Raw genomic sequence first — 20,385 nt, 5'->3', positions numbered from 1 at the left:
ACGTTCGTGCCACGCTTTGAGGCCGGCAGTCGCTCTGGATCTTGCATTGGGTATGGCCCCTGCATAAGTATCCGCAGGCACGACTCACGAGGTCGTACCTCAATATTAAAAAATGACAACAAATCATGAGGCCAACATGCTTAAACACGCGGTCATTCCGTTTTTAGTCGGCGCAGGCTTGTTAGCCTCCGCACCTTTCGCATCCGCTGCGACTAACCTGGTGTTCTGCTCCGAAGGGAGCCCGGCCGGTTTTGATCCAGGCCAGTACACCACCGGAACCGACTTCGACGCCTCAGCCGAAACCATGTTCAACCGTCTGAGCCAGTTCGAGCGTGGCGGCACCGCCGTTATCCCGGGCCTGGCCACCAGCTGGGACATTTCCCCGGACGGCCTGAATTACACCTTCCACCTGCGTGAAGGCGTCAAGTTCCACACCACCCCGTATTTCAAGCCGACTCGTGAGTTCAACGCCGACGACGTGCTGTTCACCTTCAATCGCATGATTAACAAGGATGACCCGTTCCGTAAGGCCTACCCGACCGAATTCCCGTACTTCACCGACATGGGGATGGACACCAACATCACCAAGATCGATAAAGTCGACGACCACACCGTCAAGTTCACGCTGAAAGAAGTCGACGCCGCGTTCATCCAGAACATGGCCATGAGCTTCGCCTCGATCCAGTCCGCCGAGTACGCTGCCCAGCTGCTCAAGGAAGGCAAGGCTGCCGACATCAACCAGAAGCCGATCGGCACTGGTCCGTTCGTGTTCAAGAGCTACCAGAAAGACTCGAACATCCGCTACACCGGCAACAAGGACTACTGGAAGCCTGAGGACGTGAAGATCGACAACCTGATCTTCGCTATCACCACCGACCCGTCGGTGCGCATCCAGAAGCTGAAAAAGAACGAATGCCAGGTCACCCTGTTCCCGCGTCCGGCGGATCTCGCGGCGCTCAAGGCCGACAAGACCCTGAAGATGCCTGACCAGGCCGGTTTCAACCTGGGCTACATCGCCTACAACGTGATGGACAAGGTCAAGGGCAGCAACGAGCCTAACCCGCTGGCCGACCTGCGCGTGCGCCAGGCGCTGGACATGGCGGTGAACAAGCCGCAGATCATTGATTCGGTTTACCAGGGCGCCGGTCAGCTGGCCGTCAACGCCATGCCGCCGACCCAGTGGTCCTACGACACCACCATCAAGGACGCCAAATACGATCCTGAGAAAGCCAAACAGCTGCTCAAGGAAGCCGGCGTCAAGGAAGGGACCGAAATCGTTCTGTGGGCGATGCCGGTACAGCGTCCGTACAACCCGAACGCCAAGCTGATGGCTGAAATGCTCCAGTCCGACTGGAAGAAGATCGGCCTGAACGTGAAGATCACCAGCTACGAATGGGGCGAGTACATCAAGCGCTCCAAAGGTGGCGAGAACCAGGCCATGCTGATTGGCTGGAGCGGTGACAATGGTGATCCCGACAACTGGCTGAACGTGCTGTTCGGCTGCGACTCGCTCAACGGCAACAACTTCTCCAAGTGGTGCGACAAGAAGTACGACGGTCTCGTCAAAGATGCCAAGCGCACCACCGATCAGGCCAAGCGCACCGAACTGTACAAACAGGCGCAACACGTCCTCAAAGATGCTGTTCCCTACACACCTATCGCTCACTCGACGGTGTTCCAACCCATGCGCGCCAACGTGCAGGACTTCAAGATCAGCCCATTCGGCTTGAATTCCTTCTACGGCGTCAGCGTCAGCAATTAAGCCATCGCAGCGGCGACGTTCATGACGTCGCCGCTGCTTTAGCTGCCGGAAGTCAGGAATTTGCCTACAGCCAATTCCGTTGCGGATGACTGCAACGGCAGGGGATGTGTCGACTTTTCCTACGAGCATTCAGGCAATTACGCATTTACTGCCAGACCCACGGCCCCTACCGTCGGGTTCTGACCAGTTTCTGCGTGGGCCATCGGCTTGCTGTACGTACTGGATTGAGCTCAGTGCCACCTCAACTTCCCTGGACGGGATCGCGGTGCATTGAACAACACGACAAAAAGAGGGAGCGTCATGCGCCATACCTTGGTTTTTTCCGCATTGCTGGGCGCCGGCCTGTTGGCCGCCACGTCCGCCAGTTTTGCCGCCAGCAAGAGCCTGGTGTTCTGCTCCGAAGGCAGCCCGGCGGGTTTTGATACCGCGCAATACACGACGGCGACCGATAACGATGCCGCCGAGCCGCTGTACAACCGTCTGGTCGAGTTCGAAAAAGGCGCGACCAACGTCGTACCGGGACTGGCAACCCAGTGGGATATTTCCGAGGATGGTCTCAAGTACACCTTTCACCTGCGTGAAGGTGTGAAATTTCATACAACGCCGTACTTCAAACCGACGCGCGATTTCAACGCCGACGACGTGCTGTTCACGTTTAACCGCATGCTCGATCCCGCGCAGCCATTCCGTAAGGCTTATCCGACCGAATTCCCGTATTTCAACGGGATGAGCCTGAACAAGAACATCGCCAAGGTCGAAAAGACCGGGCCGCTGACCGTGGAGTTCACGCTCAACAGCGTCGACGCCGCGTTCATCCAGAACATTGCCATGAGCTTCGCCGCGATCCTGTCTGCCGAGTACGCCGACAAGTTGCTGGCCGAAGGCAAGCCGAGCGACATCAACCAGAAGCCGATCGGGACCGGGCCGTTCGTGTTCAAGAGCTATCAGAAGGACTCGAACATCCGTTATACCGGCAACGAACATTACTGGGACCCGAGCCGGGTCAAGCTGAAGAATCTGATCTTCGCGATCAACACCGACGCTTCGGTGCGCGTGCAGAAGCTCAAGGCCGGCGAATGCCAGATCACCCTGCACCCGCGCCCTGCCGACGTTGAAGCGCTGAAGGCCGACCCGAAACTGCAGCTGATTTCCAAGCCTGGCTTCAACCTCGGTTACATTGCCTACAACGTCCGTCACAAGCCCTTCGACCAGCTCGAAGTGCGTCAGGCGCTGGACATGGCGGTGAATAAACAAGGGATTCTCAACGCTGTTTATCAAGGCGCCGGACAACTGGCGGTCAACGGCATGCCGCCGACCCAGTGGTCCTACGACGACAGCATCAAGGATGCCGCCTACAACCCGGAAAAAGCCAAAGAGCTGCTCAAGGCCGCCGGCGTCAAGGAAGGCACCGAGATCACGCTGTGGGCGATGCCGGTCCAGCGTCCGTACAACCCGAACGCCAAACTGATGGCCGAAATGCTCCAGGCTGACTGGGCGAAGATCGGTCTGAAAGTGAAGATTGTCAGCTACGAATGGGGCGAGTACATCAAGCGCACCAAGAATGGCGAGCACGACATCAGCCTGATTGGCTGGACCGGCGACAACGGGGATCCGGACAACTGGCTGGGCACCCTGTACAGCTGCGATGCCATCGGCGGCAACAACTACTCCATGTGGTGCGATCCGGCTTACGACAAGCTGATCAAAGAGGCCAAGGTCGTCACCGACCGCGACCAGCGCACCACGCTCTACAAACAGGCGCAGCAGTTGCTCAAGCAGCAAGTGCCGATCACGCCTGTCGCCCACTCGACGGTCAACCAGCCGTTAAGCGCCCGGGTTGAAGGCTTCAAGGTCAGCCCCTTCGGTCGCAATGTGTTCTCGGGCGTCAGTATCGATTAACCCAACCGATTAGCCGCAATGCTGAGGGGGCTGTCTATCCCCCTCACGCAAGCGCTTTGCCGAAATTCGCCAATCAGGCCTTTTGCAAACGTTTGCGATGTGTGAATGAGTTCTAAACCAATAACCGGCCCACCCAAAAAAGCCGGCATAAAAAGAAAGTAAAGGAGCTTCACCCATGAAACTGAGCAATACCGCGATATTGGCCTTGGCCATCAGCAGCATCACCGCCACGGCTTACGCGGAAACCCAAAGCCAGGCGTTCACTCCGGTGACCGTTAACGAGAAGAGCGCCCAGGCTGAAGCCACCGGCTTCCTCGAAGGTCAGTCGATCAGCGGCTCGACCCGCAACTGGTACGCCAACGAACAACTGAAGCGCGGCGGCAAGTTCACCTATCGCAAGGATGGCGTGGCCACCCCGACCGATCGCCGTATCAACTGGGTGCAAGGCACCATCGTCAAGTACAACTCGGGCTTCACCGAAGGCACCGTCGGTTTCAGCACCGAAGTGGCGGCGTACAACGCCATCGCGCTGGAGCGTGACCGCGAGAACCTGGCGTCCAACAACGGTGGCGCACCGGGCACCCGTCCAGGCGCAGGTAACAACCGTACCCTGACCCGTGAAGGCGGCGAAGCCCAGGGCCAGTGGAGCAAAGTCGGCCTGGCCAACGTCAAGGCGCGTATCTCCAACACCACCCTGACCGCCGGCCGCATGAACTTCAGCAGCCCGCAGGTTGATGTGATCGGCAACCGTCCGCTGCCATCGAGCTTCGAAGGTATCGCGATCCACAGCGAAGAGCTGAACAATCTGTCCTTCGACCTGGCCTCGTTCGACCGCGTTTCGCCGCGTACCGAAGAAAGCCTGAGCAAGTTTCGCTCCGAATACGGCGCGATTGATGCCGAGGCCGACCACGTTCACACCGGCGGCATCTCGTACCAGCCGTTCGCCAGCCTGACCACCAGCCTCTGGGGCACCCAGGCCGAAGACCTGTGGAACCAGTACTACTTCGGCGCCACCCACGTGCTGGGTGACAGCTCGGTTCTGGCTCTGACCACCGGTCTGAACTACTACAAGACCGTGGACGAAGGTAAGAAAAAACTGGGTGAAATCGACAACGATACCTACTCCCTGTCGTTCGGCCTGACTCACCAGGCGCATACCCTGACCTTCTCTTACCAGGAAGTGAACGGTAACGAGTACTTCGACTACCTGCACGAAACCAACGGCATCTACCTGGCCAACTCCCTGCTGTCGGACTTCAACGGCCCGAACGAGAAATCCTTCCAGGTTGCCTATGGTCTGAACATGGCCGAATACGGCGTGCCAGGCCTGAAGTTCAACATCTACCAGGCCCGCGGCTGGGGCATCGACGGCACTCACTACAAGGGTGGCGGCTACGACGGCGTGCAGTCGATGGACGGCGAGCACCACTATGAATACGGCATCGGTGCTGCTTATGCCGTACAGAGCGGTCCTCTGAAAGCCACCACCGTTCGTGCGACCTATACCGCTCACCGCGCCAGCGAAAACCAGGCTGACGGCAGCATCAACGAGTTCCGTCTCGTGACCACGATTCCATTCAACATCCTGTAAAAACCGCCGACCGACGGCTGACTCATGACGAGTCGGCCGTTCGGTTTTTTGTCTTCAACCGATTGCAGAGGGTTATCGATGAAAATGCTTCCCCTACGTGCGGCCGTCACGGCTGTGTTGTTGAGCGCCGCCATCGGCGTCTCGGCCAAACCCTTGGTGGTCTGCACCGAAGCCAGCCCGGAAGGCTTCGATATGGTCCAGTACACAACTGCAGTCACTGCCGATGCGGTGGCCGAAACGATCTTCAACCGTCTGGCGGACTTCAAGCCCGGCACCACCGAAGTGATTCCGGCACTGGCCGAATCCTGGGACATCAGTGAAGACGGCCTGACTTACACGTTCCACCTGCGCAAAGGCGTCAAGTTTCACACCACCGAATACTTCAAGCCGACCCGCGACATGAACGCCGACGACGTGGTCTGGAGCTTCCAGCGTCAGCTGGACCCGAATCACCCGTGGCACAAACTGTCGAGCGTGGGCTTCCCGTACTTTGAAAGCATGGGCTTCAAGGAACTGCTCAAAAGCGTCGAAAAAGTCGACGACAACACGGTCAAGTTCACCCTGACCCGCCGCGAAGCGCCGTTCCTGGCCGACATCGCCATGGCGTTTTCCTCGATTTACCCGGCCGAATACGCCGACCAGTTGCTCAAGTCCGGCAAGACCGCCGACCTCAACAACAAGCCTGTGGGCACCGGCCCGTTCATCTTCCAGCGTTACGCCAAGGATGCGCAGGTGCGTTTCAAGGCCAACCCGGACTACTTCCGTGGCAAGCCACCGGCTGATGCGTTGATCCTGGCAATCGCCACCGACAACAACGTGCGCCTGCAGAAGCTCAAGGCCAACGAGTGCCAGATCGCGCTGTATCCGAAGCCGGATGACATTCCGAGCATCAAGAAAGACAGCAACCTGAAGGTCGATGAGCTGGACGCGATGACCGTCTCGTACATCGCCATGAACACTCAGCACAAATACATGAGCGACGTGCGTGTCCGCAAAGCGATCGACATCGCTTTCGACAAGGAAGCCTACGTCAACGCCCTGTTCGGCAAAGGCAACGCGACCGTAGCGGTCAACCCCTACCCGCCGACCCTGCTGGGCTACAACCACGACCTGAAGAACCCGCCACGTGACCTCGACAAGGCCCGCGCCTTGCTCAAGGAAGCCGGGGTCCCGGAAGGCACCGTGTTTACTCTGTTTACCCGTAACGGCGGCGGCCCGACCAACCCCAATCCGATGCTCGGCGCACAGATGATGCAGGCCGACCTGGCGAAAGTCGGGATCAAGGTCGACATCCGTGTGATGGAATGGGGCGAGATGCTCAAGCGCGCCAAGGCCGGCGAACACGATATGGTGTCGGCCGGATGGGCGGGCGACAACGGCGACCCGGATAACTTCCTGACGCCTATGCTCAGTTGCGAAGCGGCCAAGAACGGCGAAAACTACGCGCGCTGGTGCAACGAGAAATTCCAGGCACTGCTCGACGAAGCACGGGCTAAAGTAGATCCGGCCGAACGCGCAAAGCTCTACGAACAGGCCCAGGTGCTGTTTAATCAGGACCAACCGTGGATCAGCATGGCCCACACCCGTATGTTTACCGCAATGCGCAATAACGTAGAGGGTTACCACATCAGCCCTCTGACCACGAATAACTTCGCCACCACCCAGGTGAAGTAGATAAGAAACTCCCGGCCTCCCTGACCCCAGGGTCGCCGGGCACGCCTAACCGGCTGATGAGGTACCACACAAGATGTTTAGTTTTATTGCCCGCCGACTGGGGTTGTTGATCCCCACGTTTTTCGGCATCACCCTGCTGACTTTCGCGTTGATTCGCATGATTCCCGGCGACCCCGTGGAAGTGATGATGGGCGAACGTCGGGTCGACCCCGAAATGCACGCTCAGGCAATGGAACGCCTTGGTCTGAACAAACCGCTGTATGCCCAGTACCTGGACTACATCGGCAAACTGGCCCACGGCGATCTCGGCGAATCCCTGCGTACGCGTGAGAGCGTATGGACCGAGTTCACCTCCCTCTTCCCGGCGACCCTGGAACTGTCCATGGCCGCCCTGCTGTTCGCCGGCATTCTCGGTCTTCTGGCCGGGGTGATCGCGGCCCTCAAGCGAGGCTCCCTGTTCGACCATGGGGTGATGGGCATCTCCCTGGCGGGGTATTCGATGCCGATCTTCTGGTGGGGCCTGATCCTGATCATGTTCTTCTCCGTGAGCCTGGGCTGGACCCCGGTATCCGGGCGGATCGACCTGCTCTACGACATCGAGCCGCGCACCGGTTTCATGCTGATCGACACGCTGCTGGCCGATGACACGGGCGCGTTCTTCGATGCCCTGCATCACCTGATCCTGCCGGCCATCGTGCTCGGCACCATTCCACTGGCAGTGATCGCGCGGATGACCCGTTCGTCGATGCTCGAAGTGCTGCGTGAAGACTACATCCGCACCGCCAAGGCCAAAGGCCTGTCGCCGTCGCGCGTGGTGTTCGTGCACGGCCTGCGTAACGCGCTGATCCCGGTCCTGACCGTGGTCGGCCTGCAAGTCGGTACCCTGCTGGCCGGCGCGGTCCTGACCGAAACCATCTTCTCCTGGCCCGGCATCGGTAAATGGCTGATCGAAGCCATCGGCGCCCGGGACTACCCGGTTGTGCAAAACGGCATCCTGTTAATCGCCTGCCTGGTGATTCTGGTCAACTTCGTAGTGGACATCCTCTACGGCTTTGCCAACCCACGCATCCGTCATCAGCGCTGAGGTCCATACCATGAGCACTCCAACATCCTCAGTAGCCACTTCCGCGCCAAGCGCGGATCAAAGCCTGCTGTATCCGTCACCGTACAAAGAATTCTGGCAAGCCTTCGCGAAGAACAAGGGCGCGGTTGCCGGCCTGCTGTTCATGCTGCTGGTGATTTTCTGCGCGATCTTCGCGCCGTGGGTCGCCCCGCATAACCCGAGCGAGCAATACCGGGACTTCCTGCTGACGCCACCGGCGTGGCTCGAAGGCGGGCAAATGCAGTTCCTGCTCGGCACCGATGAACTGGGCCGCGACCTGCTGTCGCGGCTGATCCAGGGTTCGCGCCTGTCGCTGCTGATCGGTCTGTCGTCGGTGGTGATGTCGTTGATCCCGGGGATCCTGCTGGGTCTGTTCGCCGGTTTCTTCCCGAAGATGATCGGCCCGACCATCATGCGTCTGATGGACATCATGCTGGCCCTGCCGTCCCTGCTGCTGGCGGTGGCGATTGTCGCCATCCTCGGCCCTGGCCTGATCAACACCGTGATCGCCATCGCCGTGGTTTCGCTGCCGTCCTACGTGCGTCTGACCCGTGCCGCCGTGATGGGCGAACTGAACCGCGACTACGTCACCGCCGCGCGCCTGGCCGGTGCCGGTCTGCCGCGCCTGATGTTCATCACCGTGCTGCCCAACTGCATGGCACCGCTGATCGTACAGGCCACCCTGAGTTTCTCTTCGGCGATTCTCGACGCGGCGGCGCTGGGCTTCCTCGGCCTTGGCGTACAACCGCCAACCCCTGAGTGGGGCACCATGCTGGCCTCGGCCCGCGACTACATCGAACGTGCCTGGTGGGTGGTGAGTCTGCCTGGTTTGACCATTTTGCTCAGCGTGCTGGCAATCAACCTGATGGGCGACGGCCTGCGCGACGCGCTGGACCCGAAACTCAAGAACGCCGCCTGAGGAGATTCCCATGTCACTGCTAGAAATCAAGAATCTCAACGTCCGCTTCGGCGACAAGAACGCGACGCCCGTGGTCGATGGCCTCGACCTGAAAGTCGACAAGGGCGAAGTCCTGGCCATCGTTGGCGAGTCGGGATCGGGTAAATCCGTGACCATGATGGCGCTGATGGGGCTGATCGAGCATCCCGGCATCGTCACTGCCGACTCGCTCAGCTTCGACGGCAAAGACATGCTCAAGCTGAGCAATCGTCAGCGTCGGCAAATCGTCGGCAAAGACCTGTCGATGGTGTTCCAGGATCCGATGACCGCGCTCAACCCGAGCTACACCGTCGGTTTCCAGATCGAAGAAGTGCTGCGCCTGCACCTGAAAATGTCCGGCAAGCAAGCGCGTAAACGCGCCATCGAACTGCTGGAGAAAGTGGAAATTCCGGGCGCCGCCAGCCGCATGGACGCCTACCCGCACCAACTGTCCGGCGGCATGAGCCAGCGTGTGGCAATTGCCATGGCGATTGCCGGCGAGCCGAAACTGCTGATCGCCGACGAACCGACCACGGCGCTGGACGTGACGATTCAGGCGCAGATCATGGATCTGCTGCTGGCGTTGCAGAAAGAACAGAACATGGGCCTGGTGCTGATCACTCACGACCTCGCGGTCGTGGCCGAAACCGCCCAGCGCGTCTGTGTGATGTACGCAGGCCAAGCGGTAGAAGTCGGTCAGGTGCCGCAACTGTTCGACATCCCGGCACACCCTTACAGCGAAGCGCTGCTCAAGGCGATTCCCGAGCACAGTCTGGGCGCCGAGCGCCTGTCGACCCTGCCGGGCATCGTTCCAGGCCGCTACGACCGTCCGCAGGGTTGCCTGCTGTCGCCGCGCTGCCCGTACGTGCAGGACAGCTGCCGCGTGCAGCGTCCAGCCCTTGATCCGAAAGCCAACAGCCTCGCCCGTTGCTTCTACCCGCTGAACCAGGAGGTGGCGTAATGGCCGTCGTACTTACCGCCCGCGACCTGACCCGTCACTACGAAGTCTCCCGTGGCCTGTTCAAGGGCCACGCGACCGTGCGCGCCCTCAACGGCGTGTCGTTCGAACTGGAAGCCGGCAAGACCCTCGCTGTCGTAGGCGAATCGGGTTGCGGCAAATCCACCCTCGCCCGCGCCCTGACCCTGATTGAAGAGCCGTCTTCCGGCTCGCTGAAAATTGCCGGGCAAGAAGTCGCCGGCGCCGACAAGGCCCAGCGCAAGCAACTGCGCAAAGACGTGCAGATGGTGTTTCAGAGCCCGTACGCGTCGTTGAACCCGCGGCAGAAAATCGGTGATCAATTGGCCGAGCCGCTGCTGATCAACACCAACCTGAGTGCAACCGAGCGTCGCGAGAAGGTCCAGGCGATGATGAAGCAGGTCGGCTTGCGTCCTGAGCACTACCAGCGCTATCCGCACATGTTCTCTGGCGGTCAGCGTCAGCGTATTGCCCTGGCGCGGGCGATGATGCTGCAACCGAAAGTGCTGGTGGCGGACGAACCGACCTCGGCGCTCGACGTATCGATTCAGGCGCAGGTGCTGAACCTGTTCATGGACCTGCAGCAGGAGTTCAACACCGCCTACGTGTTCATCTCGCACAACCTGGCGGTGGTGCGGCATGTCGCCGACTCGGTGCTGGTGATGTACCTCGGCCGTCCGGTGGAAATGGGCCCGAAAGAGGACATCTACACCCGGCCTCTGCACCCTTACACCCAGGCCTTGTTGTCGGCTACACCCACGATCCACCCGGATCCCGACAAGCCGAAAATCAAGATTGTCGGCGAACTGCCTAACCCGCTGAACCCGCCACCGGGCTGTGCGTTCCACAAGCGCTGCCCGTACGCGACCGAGCGTTGCAGCACTGAAGAGCCGGCCCTGCGCCCGCTCGACAACCGGCAGGTGGCTTGCCATTACGCCGAACAGTTCCTCGATGGCGCGGCGTAAGCAAAACCGGAGACCGCCACTCAACCTGTAGGAGCTGTCGAGTGAAACGAGGCTGCGATCTGTTGAGTTTCAGAATCAAGATCAAAAGATCGCAGCGTGCGGCAGCTCCTGCAGGAATCGTGTTTATCCGGAAATAATGTGTTAACCCAAACCTCTTCTCCCCCGATTGCGCATCAGTCGGGGAAGAAGGGGTTTTCTTTTGCCGGCGATTTACGACTGGCTGTCGCCTTCGTCATCGTCAGTGTCCGGCTCGTCAGTGGTCGAGTCGTCATCATCCTTGCTGCCGCCCTGATCCTGATCGCCCGGTTCGGATTCAGACTTGGCCAGCATGACCACACCGGCTTGCCCGTGGGCTGCGTTAAACCCCTGTGATGGTGTGGCAGAACTTGCCCACGCCGCCGTAGTGCCAAGCGTCAACATCACCAAAACCTTAAGCAACAGCACAATGCGTTGAAAAATGCTCATAGCCATTTCCATCCTTTCGTGGTTGAAGCCTGGGGTGCCGATCCGGCGCTGAATGAAATCTAGTTCCGATCAGTCCGGTTCACCAGATAGGACGCTGACCAACCCCGGGAAATGCCCTGGTACGAGAGATCACTTGTGAATAACCGCTATAACCGAATCAGCTAAGCGAGACCGTGCGTTCGCTGGTGGCCAGCGCTTTGGCCTGGGTCGACGAGCGCGTCGCCAGGCAAATCAGCGGCAAGGTCAACAACGCCAGTGTCGCGCTCGCAAGCCATACACTGTGGCCGCCGAAGTGCCCATACAGCTGACCACTCAACACCGGCGACAACAATGCACTGGCGCTCCAGCTCATGAAAAACAGACCGAAATACTGGCCGCTTTTGCCACCCTGCGCGTGCCGCATGACCAGCACATTCAGCGGCGGCATGAAAAAAGCTTCACCCAAGGTCCAGATCACCGTCGACAGACACACGTAAAACAAGCCGGAGCCAAACGGCAACATCCCCAACCCGACCGCCAACAACACACAACCCGCGAGCAATTGCCGACGCAAGCCCCAGCGCTCGCCCCAGTGCGTAAGCGGGATCTGCAGCGCCACCACCAGCATCGCGTTAAGCCCGAACTGCCAGCCGATGGCCTCGGTGCTCAAGTGGTAGTAATCGCGCAGATAGTTGCCCAGCGTGCTGTAAACCGTGTCGAAGGCCATCCCCAGCAACACGGCCGCACCGAGCAGCCAGAGGAATGCCGCGTCGCGCAACGGTGTACGAGTGCCAGCTTCGGTCACCTCATCGGGCTTGAGTACCACGCGGCGCCAGGTGGTGCGCACAAACCACAGCAACGCGAGCAGCGTCATCGCCGCACTGACAAAAAACACCCAACGGAAATCCGTCTGCGCCAACACCCCGCCGGCCACCCCGGCAGCCGCCATACCAAGGTTTCGCGCCACCCGGCTCAAGGCTTGAGCACGGGAGCGCTGCGCAGGCTCGCAATACTCCATGATCAGCCGCTGATGCAGCGTTCTAATCGCCCCGTCGACGGCACCACTGAGCAACAGCAACACGGCCAGCAACGCCACCTGCGTCACCAGCCCCAACAGGATCAACACCCACATGGAAACAAAGAACAACGCGGCGGTCAGCCGCGCCGTCCGCACATGATCACTGAGCAACCCACCGAGCATCGAACCGATCAACAACCCGGCACCGTAAGCCGACAACAGCCAGCCCACCGTCTCGATCGCCAGCCCCAGCTCCTGACGCAGATACAGCGCCATGAACAATTTGACCATGCTGCTCAAGCGATTAATGAACAGCAGCGCCGCAAGCACCCAGGCCATCAGGCTGAAATAGCCGTTGGGGCGCAGCAGATGGACGAGGTTGCGCGTCATTCCATTGACCTCTCAAAGCGACTGGCGGGGACCTGAAACACTAACGCCCAGCACACCGGTTGTCGCGCTCAAGAACATCGATATCTGAAAATACAGAGTCGCCCTACAACCCTGTGGGAGCTGTCGTAGGCAGCGATCTTTTGACTTCGCGTTTCAAATCCAAAAGATCGCAGCCCTCGGTCGCTCAGTTCGATTAGAAAATGGTCGGCTCGCAGGCCGCCTTCGCTGGCAAGCCAGCTCCCACAACGGATTGGGGTATTCATTTGGAGAACGGTTGGCTGGCAGGGCGCCTTCGCGAGCAGGCTCGCTCCCACAGGGAAATTGAGTGACTTCAGTGGGAGATTGGTCGGCCGACAGGCCGCCATCGCTGGCAAGCCAGCTCCCACAATGGATTGGGTATTCATTTGGAGAACGGTTGGCTGGCAGGGCGCCTTCGCGAGCAGGCTCGCTCCCACAGGGAAATTGAGTGACTTCAGTGGGAGATTGCTCGGCTGACAGGCCGCCATCGCTGGCAAGCCAGCTCCCACAATGGATTGGGTATTCATTTGGAGAACGGTTGGCTGGCAGGGCGCCTTCGCGAGCAGGCTCGCTCCCACAGGGAAATTGAGTGACTTCAGTGGGAGATTGGTCGGCCGACAGGCCGCCATCGCTGGCAAGCCAGCTCCCACAATGGATTGGGTATTCATTTGGAGAACGGTTGGCTGGCAGGGCGCCTTCGCGAGCAGGCTCGCTCCCACAGGGAAATTGAGTGACTTCAGTGGGAGATTGCTCGGCTGACAGGCCGCCATCGCTGGCAAGCCAGCTCCCACAATGGATTGGGGTATTTATTTAGAGAACAGTTGGCTGGCAGGGCGCCTTCGCGAGCAGGCTCGCTCCCACAGGGAAATTGAGTGACTTCAGTGGGAGATTGGTCGGCTGACAGGCCGCCATCGCTGGCAATCCAGCTCCCACAATGGACTGGGGTATTCATTTGGAGAACGGTTGGCTGGCAGGGCGCCTTCGCGAGCAGGCTCGCTCCCACAGGGAAATTGAGTGACTTCAGTGGGAAATTGGTCGGCTGACAGGCCGCCATCGCTGGCAAGCCAGCTCCCACAACGGATTGGGGTATTCATTTGGAGAACGGTTGGCTGGCAGGGCGCCTTCGCGAGCAGGCTCGCTCCCACAGGGAAATTGAGTGACTTCAGTGGGAGATTGGTCGGCTGACAGGCCGCCATCGCTGGCAAGCCAGCTCCCACACAAGAGCAAGAGCAGAACGCGCACCGCTCTTGCTCCTCACCACTCAACACGATGAGCGTTAGCTCGAGTACCGCTTTTGATCTTGATCCACGGGCGACATCGGAAGGCTGAGTGGAGGGATTGATCCGGGGGTGGGAGCGCAGCGACCGTTTGGCGAAGCCAAACACAGCGAGAGGAGGTGCAGCGAAGCAAACCGTAGGCGCTGCGCCCGGATCAATCCCGCAACGAAGGGACCCCGAGCCCCAGCGAGCGGGCCGAACGCAGGAGCAAGCCTTTTTTTGCTTACTTTTTTGAGGCGTTTGTCAAAAAAGTGAGTCGCCGTCAGGGCGAAACCCTAAGCCGCCATCACCGAAAAAACGGATATACACCCAAAACCACCCGAAGCCTGGCCGGCCCAAAGGCCGCCAAGACAAAGTCCCAAAGAAAAGCCCCCAAGGCCTACACCTCAGGGGCTTTCGAACAACCCAGCTCAGCGCTTAATGATGCTCACGCGTCGCACGGAATTTCACATCCGGCCAACGCTCTTCCATCAACGCCAGGTTAACCCGCGTCGGCGCCAGGTAGGTCAGGTGCCCACCGCCATCCAGCGCGAGGTTCTCCACCGCCTTGTTGGAAAACTCCTCAAGCTTCTTCTTGTCGCTGCATTCGATCCAGCGCGCCGAGTAAACAGTGATCGGCTCATACGAGCACTCGACCTTGTATTCCTCCTTCAAACGACTGGCGACCACATCAAACTGCAGCACACCGACGGCGCCAAGAATGATGTCGTTACTGCGCTCCGGGAAGAACACCTGAGTCGCGCCCTCTTCAGCCAACTGCTGCAGACCCTGACGCAATTGCTTGGACTTCAGCGGATCACGCAGACGTACGCGACGGAACAGTTCCGGCGCAAAGTGCGGGATGCCGGTGAAACCGAGGACTTCGCCTTCGCTGAAGGTGTCGCCGATCTGGATCGTGCCGTGGTTGTGCAGACCGATGATGTCGCCGGCGTACGCCTCTTCCAGCTGTTCACGCTCGGAAGAGAAGAACGTCAGGGCGTCGCCGATGCGCACGTCCTTGCCGGTACGCACATGGCGCATCTTCATGCCTTTCTCGTACTTGCCGGAGCAGATACGCATGAAAGCGATACGGTCGCGGTGTTTCGGGTCCATGTTCGCCTGGATCTTGAAGATGAAGCCCGAGAACTTCTCTTCCACCGGCTCGACGGTGCGCTCGTTGGCGACACGGGCCAGCGGACGCGGCGCCCAGTCCACAACGGCGTCAAGTACGTGGTCGACCCCGAAGTTGCCCAGTGCGGTACCGAAGAACACCGGAGTCAGTTGACCGTCGAGGAACTCCTGCTGGTTGAACTCGTGGCAGGCGCCCTGCACCAGTTCCAGCTGTTCGAGGAAGCGCTCGTACTCGTCGCCCAAGTGCGCACGCGCCTCGTCGGAATCGAGTTTCTCGATGATCTTGGTTTCAGTGCGTTCGTGACCGTGACCGGCGGTGTAGACAATGATGTAGTCGTCGGCCAGGTGGTACACGCCCTTGAAGTCGCGGTAGCAACCGATCGGCCAGGTGATCGGCGCTGCCTTGATCTTGAGGACGGCTTCGATTTCGTCGAGCAGTTCGATCGGGTCGCGGATGTCACGGTCGAGTTTGTTGATGAAGCTGACGATCGGCGTGTCACGCAGACGGCAGACGTCCATCAGGGCGATGGTCCGTGGCTCGACACCTTTACCGCCGTCGAGCACCATCAGCGCCGAGTCGACTGCGGTCAGGGTGCGGTAGGTGTCTTCGGAGAAGTCTTCGTGGCCCGGGGTGTCGAGCAGGTTGATCATGTGTTCGCGATACGGGAACTGCATGACCGACGTGGTAATGGAAATACCCCGCTGCTTCTCCATCTCCATCCAGTCGGATGTCGCATGGCGGTCGGATTTACGGGATTTCACCGTGCCGGCCACTGCAATCGCCTTGCCCATCAACAGGAGCTTTTCGGTGATCGTGGTTTTACCGGCATCGGGGTGGGAAATAATGGCGAAAGTGCGGCGTTTCGCGACTTCGGCGGCCTGGTTGGTCATGGGAAATCGCCTGGCGGTGATTCAAAAAAGGGCGGCGAGTATAGCTTAAAAAGTAACCGCCGAACCACCGTCCCTCGGTCGCGCAAAACCCCTGCGGCAGCTCCTACAGGTGGCCAAACAGTGTCTAACGTGGGAACCTTTTAAAGCACGGAGACGTCCATCCCCTGTTACGACATTTCGTCAGGGGCTGAAAAATCAGCAAGTTAGCCTGACGAGGCTGCGCTCATGGCTCGCTTTCAGATCGCTTTGCCGGTCCTGAAAAACGGCTACTTTTCGCGAACGCTGACTTCGGCAGCCAGGAATGGCCTTGCCACACGGAGCTGCGCTCGCCGACTACAAAAAAAGGAGTCCGCCTGTGGCTATCCGCTATGGCAAAGGGCTGATGGGAGGTGCGGTGGTGATCGCGCTCCTGGCCCTGCTGGTCCACTGGATCGGCATCAACACGATCGAACACTACCGCGACGATTTGTTGTTTTACCTGCAAGCTCATCTGATTCTCGTCCTCGCTTCAATGCTGGCCGCCATGGTCGTGGGCATCCCCGCCGGTATCTTTCTCAGCCGCCCGAGCATGGTCGGCCGCGCTGAACGCTTCATGCAAATCTTCAATATCGGCAACACCGTGCCTCCGCTGGCGGTACTGGCGATTGCCCTGGGGATTCTCGGCATCGGCAGTGGTCCGGCGATCTTCGCTTTGTTCCTCGCTTCTCTGTTGCCAATTGTGCGCAACACCTACGAAGGCCTGAAAAACGTTCAGGGGTCGCTCAAAGAAGCCGCCGTCGGCATCGGCATGACCCCGCGCCAGGTGCTGTGGAAAGTCGAATTGCCTAACGCCGTGCCGATCATCATCGGTGGCGTGCGCGTGGCGCTGGCGATCAACGTCGGCACCGCACCGCTGGCCTTCCTGATCGGCGCCAACAGCCTCGGCAGCCTGATCTTCCCCGGCATCGCCCTGAACAATCAGCCGCAACTGCTGCTCGGCGCTGCGTGTACCGCGCTGCTGGCCCTGCTGCTCGATGGCGTCGTCACCCTCGCCAGCCGTCTCTGGCTGGAACGCGGTCTGCGCCCGTCTTAAGGCTTTTGCGAAGGAATAGTTATGAAACGATTTAGCTTGATCTTGAGCTGCCTCCTGCTGTTTGCAGGACTGGCCCAAGCCGCCGAAAAACCGGTTATCCGCCTCGGCGCCCGGGTGTTCACCGAGCAGACCCTGCTCGCGGAAATCACCGCGCAATACTTGCGCAGCAAAGGCTACGACGCGCAGATCACCGGCGGTCTGGGCAGCAACCTCGCCCGCAGCGCCCACGAAAGCGGACAGCTGGACATGCTCTGGGAATACACCGGCGTGTCGCTGGTGGCCTACAACCATGTCACCGAGAAACTCGACAGCGAACAGTCCTACGCCCGGGTCAAAGAACTCGACGCGAAAAAAGGCCTGGTCTGGCTGACCCCGTCGAAATTCAGCAACACCTACGCCCTCGCCCTGCCGAAAAAAGTCGCCGAGGAGTATCCGCAGATCAACACCATCAGCGACCTGAACAAGGTGCTGCGCGATGAAGCCCGGACCAATCACCTGGTGGCGCTGGACACCGAGTTCGCCAACCGCTCCGACGGTCTGGACGGCATGGTCAAGCTCTACGACATGAACCTGACCCGCAAGAACATCCGGCAGATGGACGCGGGGCTGGTCTACACCGCGCTGCGCAATGGCCAAGTGTTTGCCGGTCTGGTCTACACCACCGACGGCCGCTTGAATGCGTTCGGCCTGAAACTGCTGGAAGACGACAAGCACTACTTCCCCGACTACACCGCCGCGCCCGTGGTGCGCCAGGCCTACCTCGACGCGCACCCGCAACTGGCCGAGCAACTCAAGCCGCTGGCGCAACTGTTCGACGACGAAACCATGCGCCAGCTCAACGCGCGGGTCGACGTCGATCACGAAAGCCCATCGAAAGTGGCCGCCGATTTCCTGCGCCAGCATCCACTCAACTAAGGAGGAAAAGTCATGGAATTTCTGAACGCCTTTTCCCACCTCGACTGGCAGCAGGTGATGCACCTGACCTGGCAGCACATCACCCTGGTCGGCATCGCGGTGACATTGGCGATTCTCATCGGCGTGCCGCTGGGCATTCTGATGACGCGGTTCCCGACACTCGCAGGTCCCTTGCAAGCCAGCGCCACAGTGTTGCTGACCGTGCCGTCGATTGCCCTGTTCGGCCTGCTGCTGCCGTTCTATTCCAAATTCGGCCAGGGCCTGGGGCCGATGCCGGCGATCACTGCGGTGTTCCTCTATTCGCTGCTGCCGATCATGCGCAACACCTACCTCGCCCTGACCGGCGTCGAACCGGGCATTCGTGAAGCCGCGCGCGGCATCGGCATGACCTTCGGCCAGCGCCTGCGCATGGTCGAGCTGCCGATTGCGGTGCCGGTGATTCTCGCCGGCGTGCGCACTGCGGTGGTGATGAACATCGGCGTGATGACCATCGCCGCGACCATCGGCGCCGGAGGCCTCGGTGTGCTGATCCTCGCCTCCATCAGCCGCAGCGACATGTCGATGCTGATCGTCGGCGCGCTGCTGGTCAGTCTTCTGGCGATCTTCGCCGACCTTCTCCTGCAGTGGCTGCAACGTACGCTGACTCCAAAAGGACTCCTCAAATGATCGAACTTCAAAACCTCAGCAAGACCTTTCAGAGCAACGGCAAAGATGTCAAAGCCGTGGACTCGGTGAGCCTGACCGTCAATGAAGGCGAGATCTGTGTGTTCCTCGGGCCATCGGGTTGCGGCAAAAGCACCACGCTGAAAATGATCAACCGTCTGATCAAACCGACCTCGGGCAAGATCCTGATCAACGGCGAAGACACCACCGACCTCGACGAAGTGACCTTGCGCCGCAACATCGGCTACGTGATCCAGCAGATCGGTCTGTTCCCGAACATGACCATCGAAGAGAACATCGTCGTGGTGCCGAAACTGCTCGGCTGGGACAAACAGAAATGCCACGACCGCGCCCGCGAATTGATGAGCATGATCAAGCTGGAACCCAAGCAGTATCTGCATCGCTACCCGCGTGAACTGTCCGGCGGTCAGCAACAGCGCATCGGAGTGATCCGTGCGCTGGCGGCCGATGCGCCACTGTTGCTGATGGACGAGCCGTTCGGCGCGGTCGACCCGATCAACCGCGAGATGATCCAGAACGAGTTTTTCGAGATGCAACGCGCGCTGAACAAGACCGTGATCATGGTCAGCCACGACATCGACGAAGCGATCAAACTCGGTGACAAGATCGCGATCTTCCGCGCCGGCAAGCTGCTGCAGATCGATCACCCGGACACCCTGCTCGCGCACCCGGCGGACGACTTCGTCAGCAACTTCGTCGGCCAGGACAGCACCCTCAAGCGTCTGCTGCTGGTGAAGGCGGAAGACGCGGCGGACAACGCCCCGTCGGTCAGTCCGGAAACCCCGGTGGCCGATGCGCTGGAGTTGATGGACGAGCACGACCGCCGCTACGTGGTGGTCACCTGTGCCGAGAACAAGGCGCTGGGTTATGTGCGACGCCGCGACCTGCATCGCCAGACCGGCACCTGCGCGCAATTCCTCCGTGAGTTCAACGCCACTGCAGCGTACGACGAGCACCTGCGCATCCTGTTGTCGCGCATGTACGAGTTCAATCGTTCGTGGCTGCCGGTGATGGATGCCGAGCGGGTGTTCCTTGGCGAGGTGACGCAGGAGTCGATTGCGGCTTACCTGAGCTCGGGACGTTCGCGGGGCATGAAGACCAATATCGTTTCGCCGGCTGAGGCCGTGGTCGCCTGATCAATTAAAAGGTCGAATATCTACCCTGTGGCGAGGGAGCTTGCTCCCGCTGGGTCGCGAAGCGGCCCTGCTTTTAAAAAAGCGGGGACTGCTTCGCAGTCCCGCGGGAGCAAGCTCCCTCGCCACAGTTTTTTTGTGTATTCAAAGACTGGAAAAGAATATCAACACCGAGGTGAGCTCTGGCACTCCTAAAGCACCCGCCATATTTATCAAAATCCCCCTCACACCCACCTCTCGCCGCCAACGTCGCCGATGTTGCGCCTAACGTACTTGCCCTTGAGTTAGCTGACAAAAGCGGCGAACGTGCAGGTATTTTTAACACATGAAAATTGGTGGGGAACATCTGTCCGTCATCTCGGTCGGCTACAAAGAGTGATATCCGCGACGTACGTCAGAAGCGTGCAAAAACGCGACATTTTTAGTTGATCTCAGGCCCCTCACGCCCTAAAGTTCGCGCCGAACGTCCATGCTGGAAACGATCCATCCGGCTCAAGTACTGACGACGAGACAGCAAGGCCAAGGGC

15 protein-coding genes are annotated in these 20,385 nt (G+C 59.8%); 12 read left to right on the top strand and 3 right to left on the bottom strand.

Annotated features, from left to right (window positions below; genetic code table 11):
• Positions 1–136: 136 nt before the first annotated feature.
• From AC193Q_RS24375 to AC193Q_RS24340, 8 genes are all read left to right on the top strand, one after another.
• Positions 137–1,762 carry an ABC transporter substrate-binding protein gene (locus AC193Q_RS24375; RefSeq protein ID WP_041072781.1) on the top strand — a complete coding sequence of 542 codons (1,626 nt, stop codon included), beginning with the start codon at positions 137–139 and terminating at the stop codon, positions 1,760–1,762.
• A 300-nt stretch (positions 1,763–2,062) separates the two neighbouring features.
• Positions 2,063–3,661, top strand: coding sequence for an ABC transporter substrate-binding protein (locus AC193Q_RS24370; protein WP_047291247.1), 1,599 nt, complete (start codon positions 2,063–2,065; stop codon positions 3,659–3,661).
• A 175-nt stretch (positions 3,662–3,836) separates the two neighbouring features.
• A complete protein-coding gene (locus tag AC193Q_RS24365) occupies positions 3,837–5,252 on the top strand; it encodes an OprD family porin (protein ID WP_047291246.1) in 1,416 nt (471 codons plus the stop codon).
• Positions 5,253–5,330: 78 nt separating this feature from the next.
• Positions 5,331–6,926 (top strand): ABC transporter substrate-binding protein, encoded by a 1,596-nt coding sequence (locus tag AC193Q_RS24360; RefSeq protein WP_047291244.1) that lies wholly within the window; start codon positions 5,331–5,333, stop codon positions 6,924–6,926.
• 73 nt (positions 6,927–6,999) lie between these two features.
• The gene (locus AC193Q_RS24355) at positions 7,000–8,010 is read left to right on the top strand and encodes an ABC transporter permease subunit (protein WP_047291242.1); all 1,011 of its coding nucleotides are present in this window, start codon (positions 7,000–7,002) and stop codon (positions 8,008–8,010) included.
• Between the two features lie 10 nt (positions 8,011–8,020).
• Positions 8,021–8,947 carry an ABC transporter permease subunit gene (locus AC193Q_RS24350; protein ID WP_041072771.1) on the top strand — a complete coding sequence of 309 codons (927 nt, stop codon included), beginning with the start codon at positions 8,021–8,023 and terminating at the stop codon, positions 8,945–8,947.
• A gap of 10 nt (positions 8,948–8,957) precedes the next feature.
• On the top strand, positions 8,958–9,926 hold the full coding sequence (locus AC193Q_RS24345) for an ABC transporter ATP-binding protein (protein WP_041072769.1): 969 nt from the start codon (positions 8,958–8,960) through the stop codon (positions 9,924–9,926).
• Positions 9,926–10,906: a peptide ABC transporter ATP-binding protein gene (locus AC193Q_RS24340; protein WP_121183688.1), complete on the top strand. Its 981-nt coding sequence runs from the start codon at positions 9,926–9,928 to the stop codon at positions 10,904–10,906. Before AC193Q_RS24345 ends, AC193Q_RS24340 begins: the two co-directional genes overlap by 1 nt.
• Before the next feature lie 210 nt (positions 10,907–11,116).
• Here AC193Q_RS24340 and AC193Q_RS24335 read toward each other — a convergent pair whose 3' ends face one another.
• The 3 genes from AC193Q_RS24335 to AC193Q_RS24325 all read right to left on the bottom strand — a co-directional run bounded on the left by AC193Q_RS24335 (position 11,117) and on the right by AC193Q_RS24325 (position 16,054).
• Positions 11,117–11,371 carry a hypothetical protein gene (locus AC193Q_RS24335; protein ID WP_047291237.1) on the bottom strand — a complete coding sequence of 85 codons (255 nt, stop codon included), beginning with the start codon at positions 11,369–11,371 and terminating at the stop codon, positions 11,117–11,119.
• 157 nt (positions 11,372–11,528) lie between these two features.
• Complete coding sequence (locus tag AC193Q_RS24330) at positions 11,529–12,758, bottom strand: MFS transporter (RefSeq protein WP_121183684.1); 1,230 nt, start codon at positions 12,756–12,758, stop codon at positions 11,529–11,531.
• A 1,712-nt stretch (positions 12,759–14,470) separates the two neighbouring features.
• Positions 14,471–16,054 (bottom strand): peptide chain release factor 3, encoded by a 1,584-nt coding sequence (locus AC193Q_RS24325; protein ID WP_007965665.1) that lies wholly within the window; start codon positions 16,052–16,054, stop codon positions 14,471–14,473.
• Positions 16,055–16,436: 382 nt separating this feature from the next.
• Between AC193Q_RS24325 and AC193Q_RS24320 the strand changes: the two genes are divergently transcribed.
• The 4 genes from AC193Q_RS24320 to AC193Q_RS24305 are packed head-to-tail and all read left to right on the top strand — an operon-like array spanning position 16,437 to position 19,861.
• Entirely contained in the window at positions 16,437–17,126 is a 690-nt protein-coding gene (locus AC193Q_RS24320; RefSeq protein ID WP_483879646.1) for an ABC transporter permease, read from the top strand.
• 21 nt (positions 17,127–17,147) lie between these two features.
• Positions 17,148–18,041, top strand: a complete 894-nt coding sequence (locus AC193Q_RS24315; RefSeq protein ID WP_483878901.1) for a glycine betaine ABC transporter substrate-binding protein — start codon at positions 17,148–17,150, stop codon at positions 18,039–18,041.
• Positions 18,042–18,053: 12 nt separating this feature from the next.
• Entirely contained in the window at positions 18,054–18,707 is a 654-nt protein-coding gene (locus tag AC193Q_RS24310; protein ID WP_041066877.1) for an ABC transporter permease, read from the top strand.
• Positions 18,704–19,861, top strand: coding sequence for an osmoprotectant ABC transporter ATP-binding protein OsmV (locus AC193Q_RS24305; protein WP_047291222.1), 1,158 nt, complete (start codon positions 18,704–18,706; stop codon positions 19,859–19,861). The genes AC193Q_RS24310 and AC193Q_RS24305 overlap by 4 nt, the downstream gene beginning before the upstream one ends.
• The last annotated feature ends 524 nt before the right edge of the window (positions 19,862–20,385 follow it).

The sequence above is a fragment of the Pseudomonas sp. F2 genome (genome assembly GCF_057174385.1).
The sequence above is the reverse complement of the archived record's forward strand: the minus strand, read 5'-3'. Positions and strand labels throughout refer to the sequence as shown.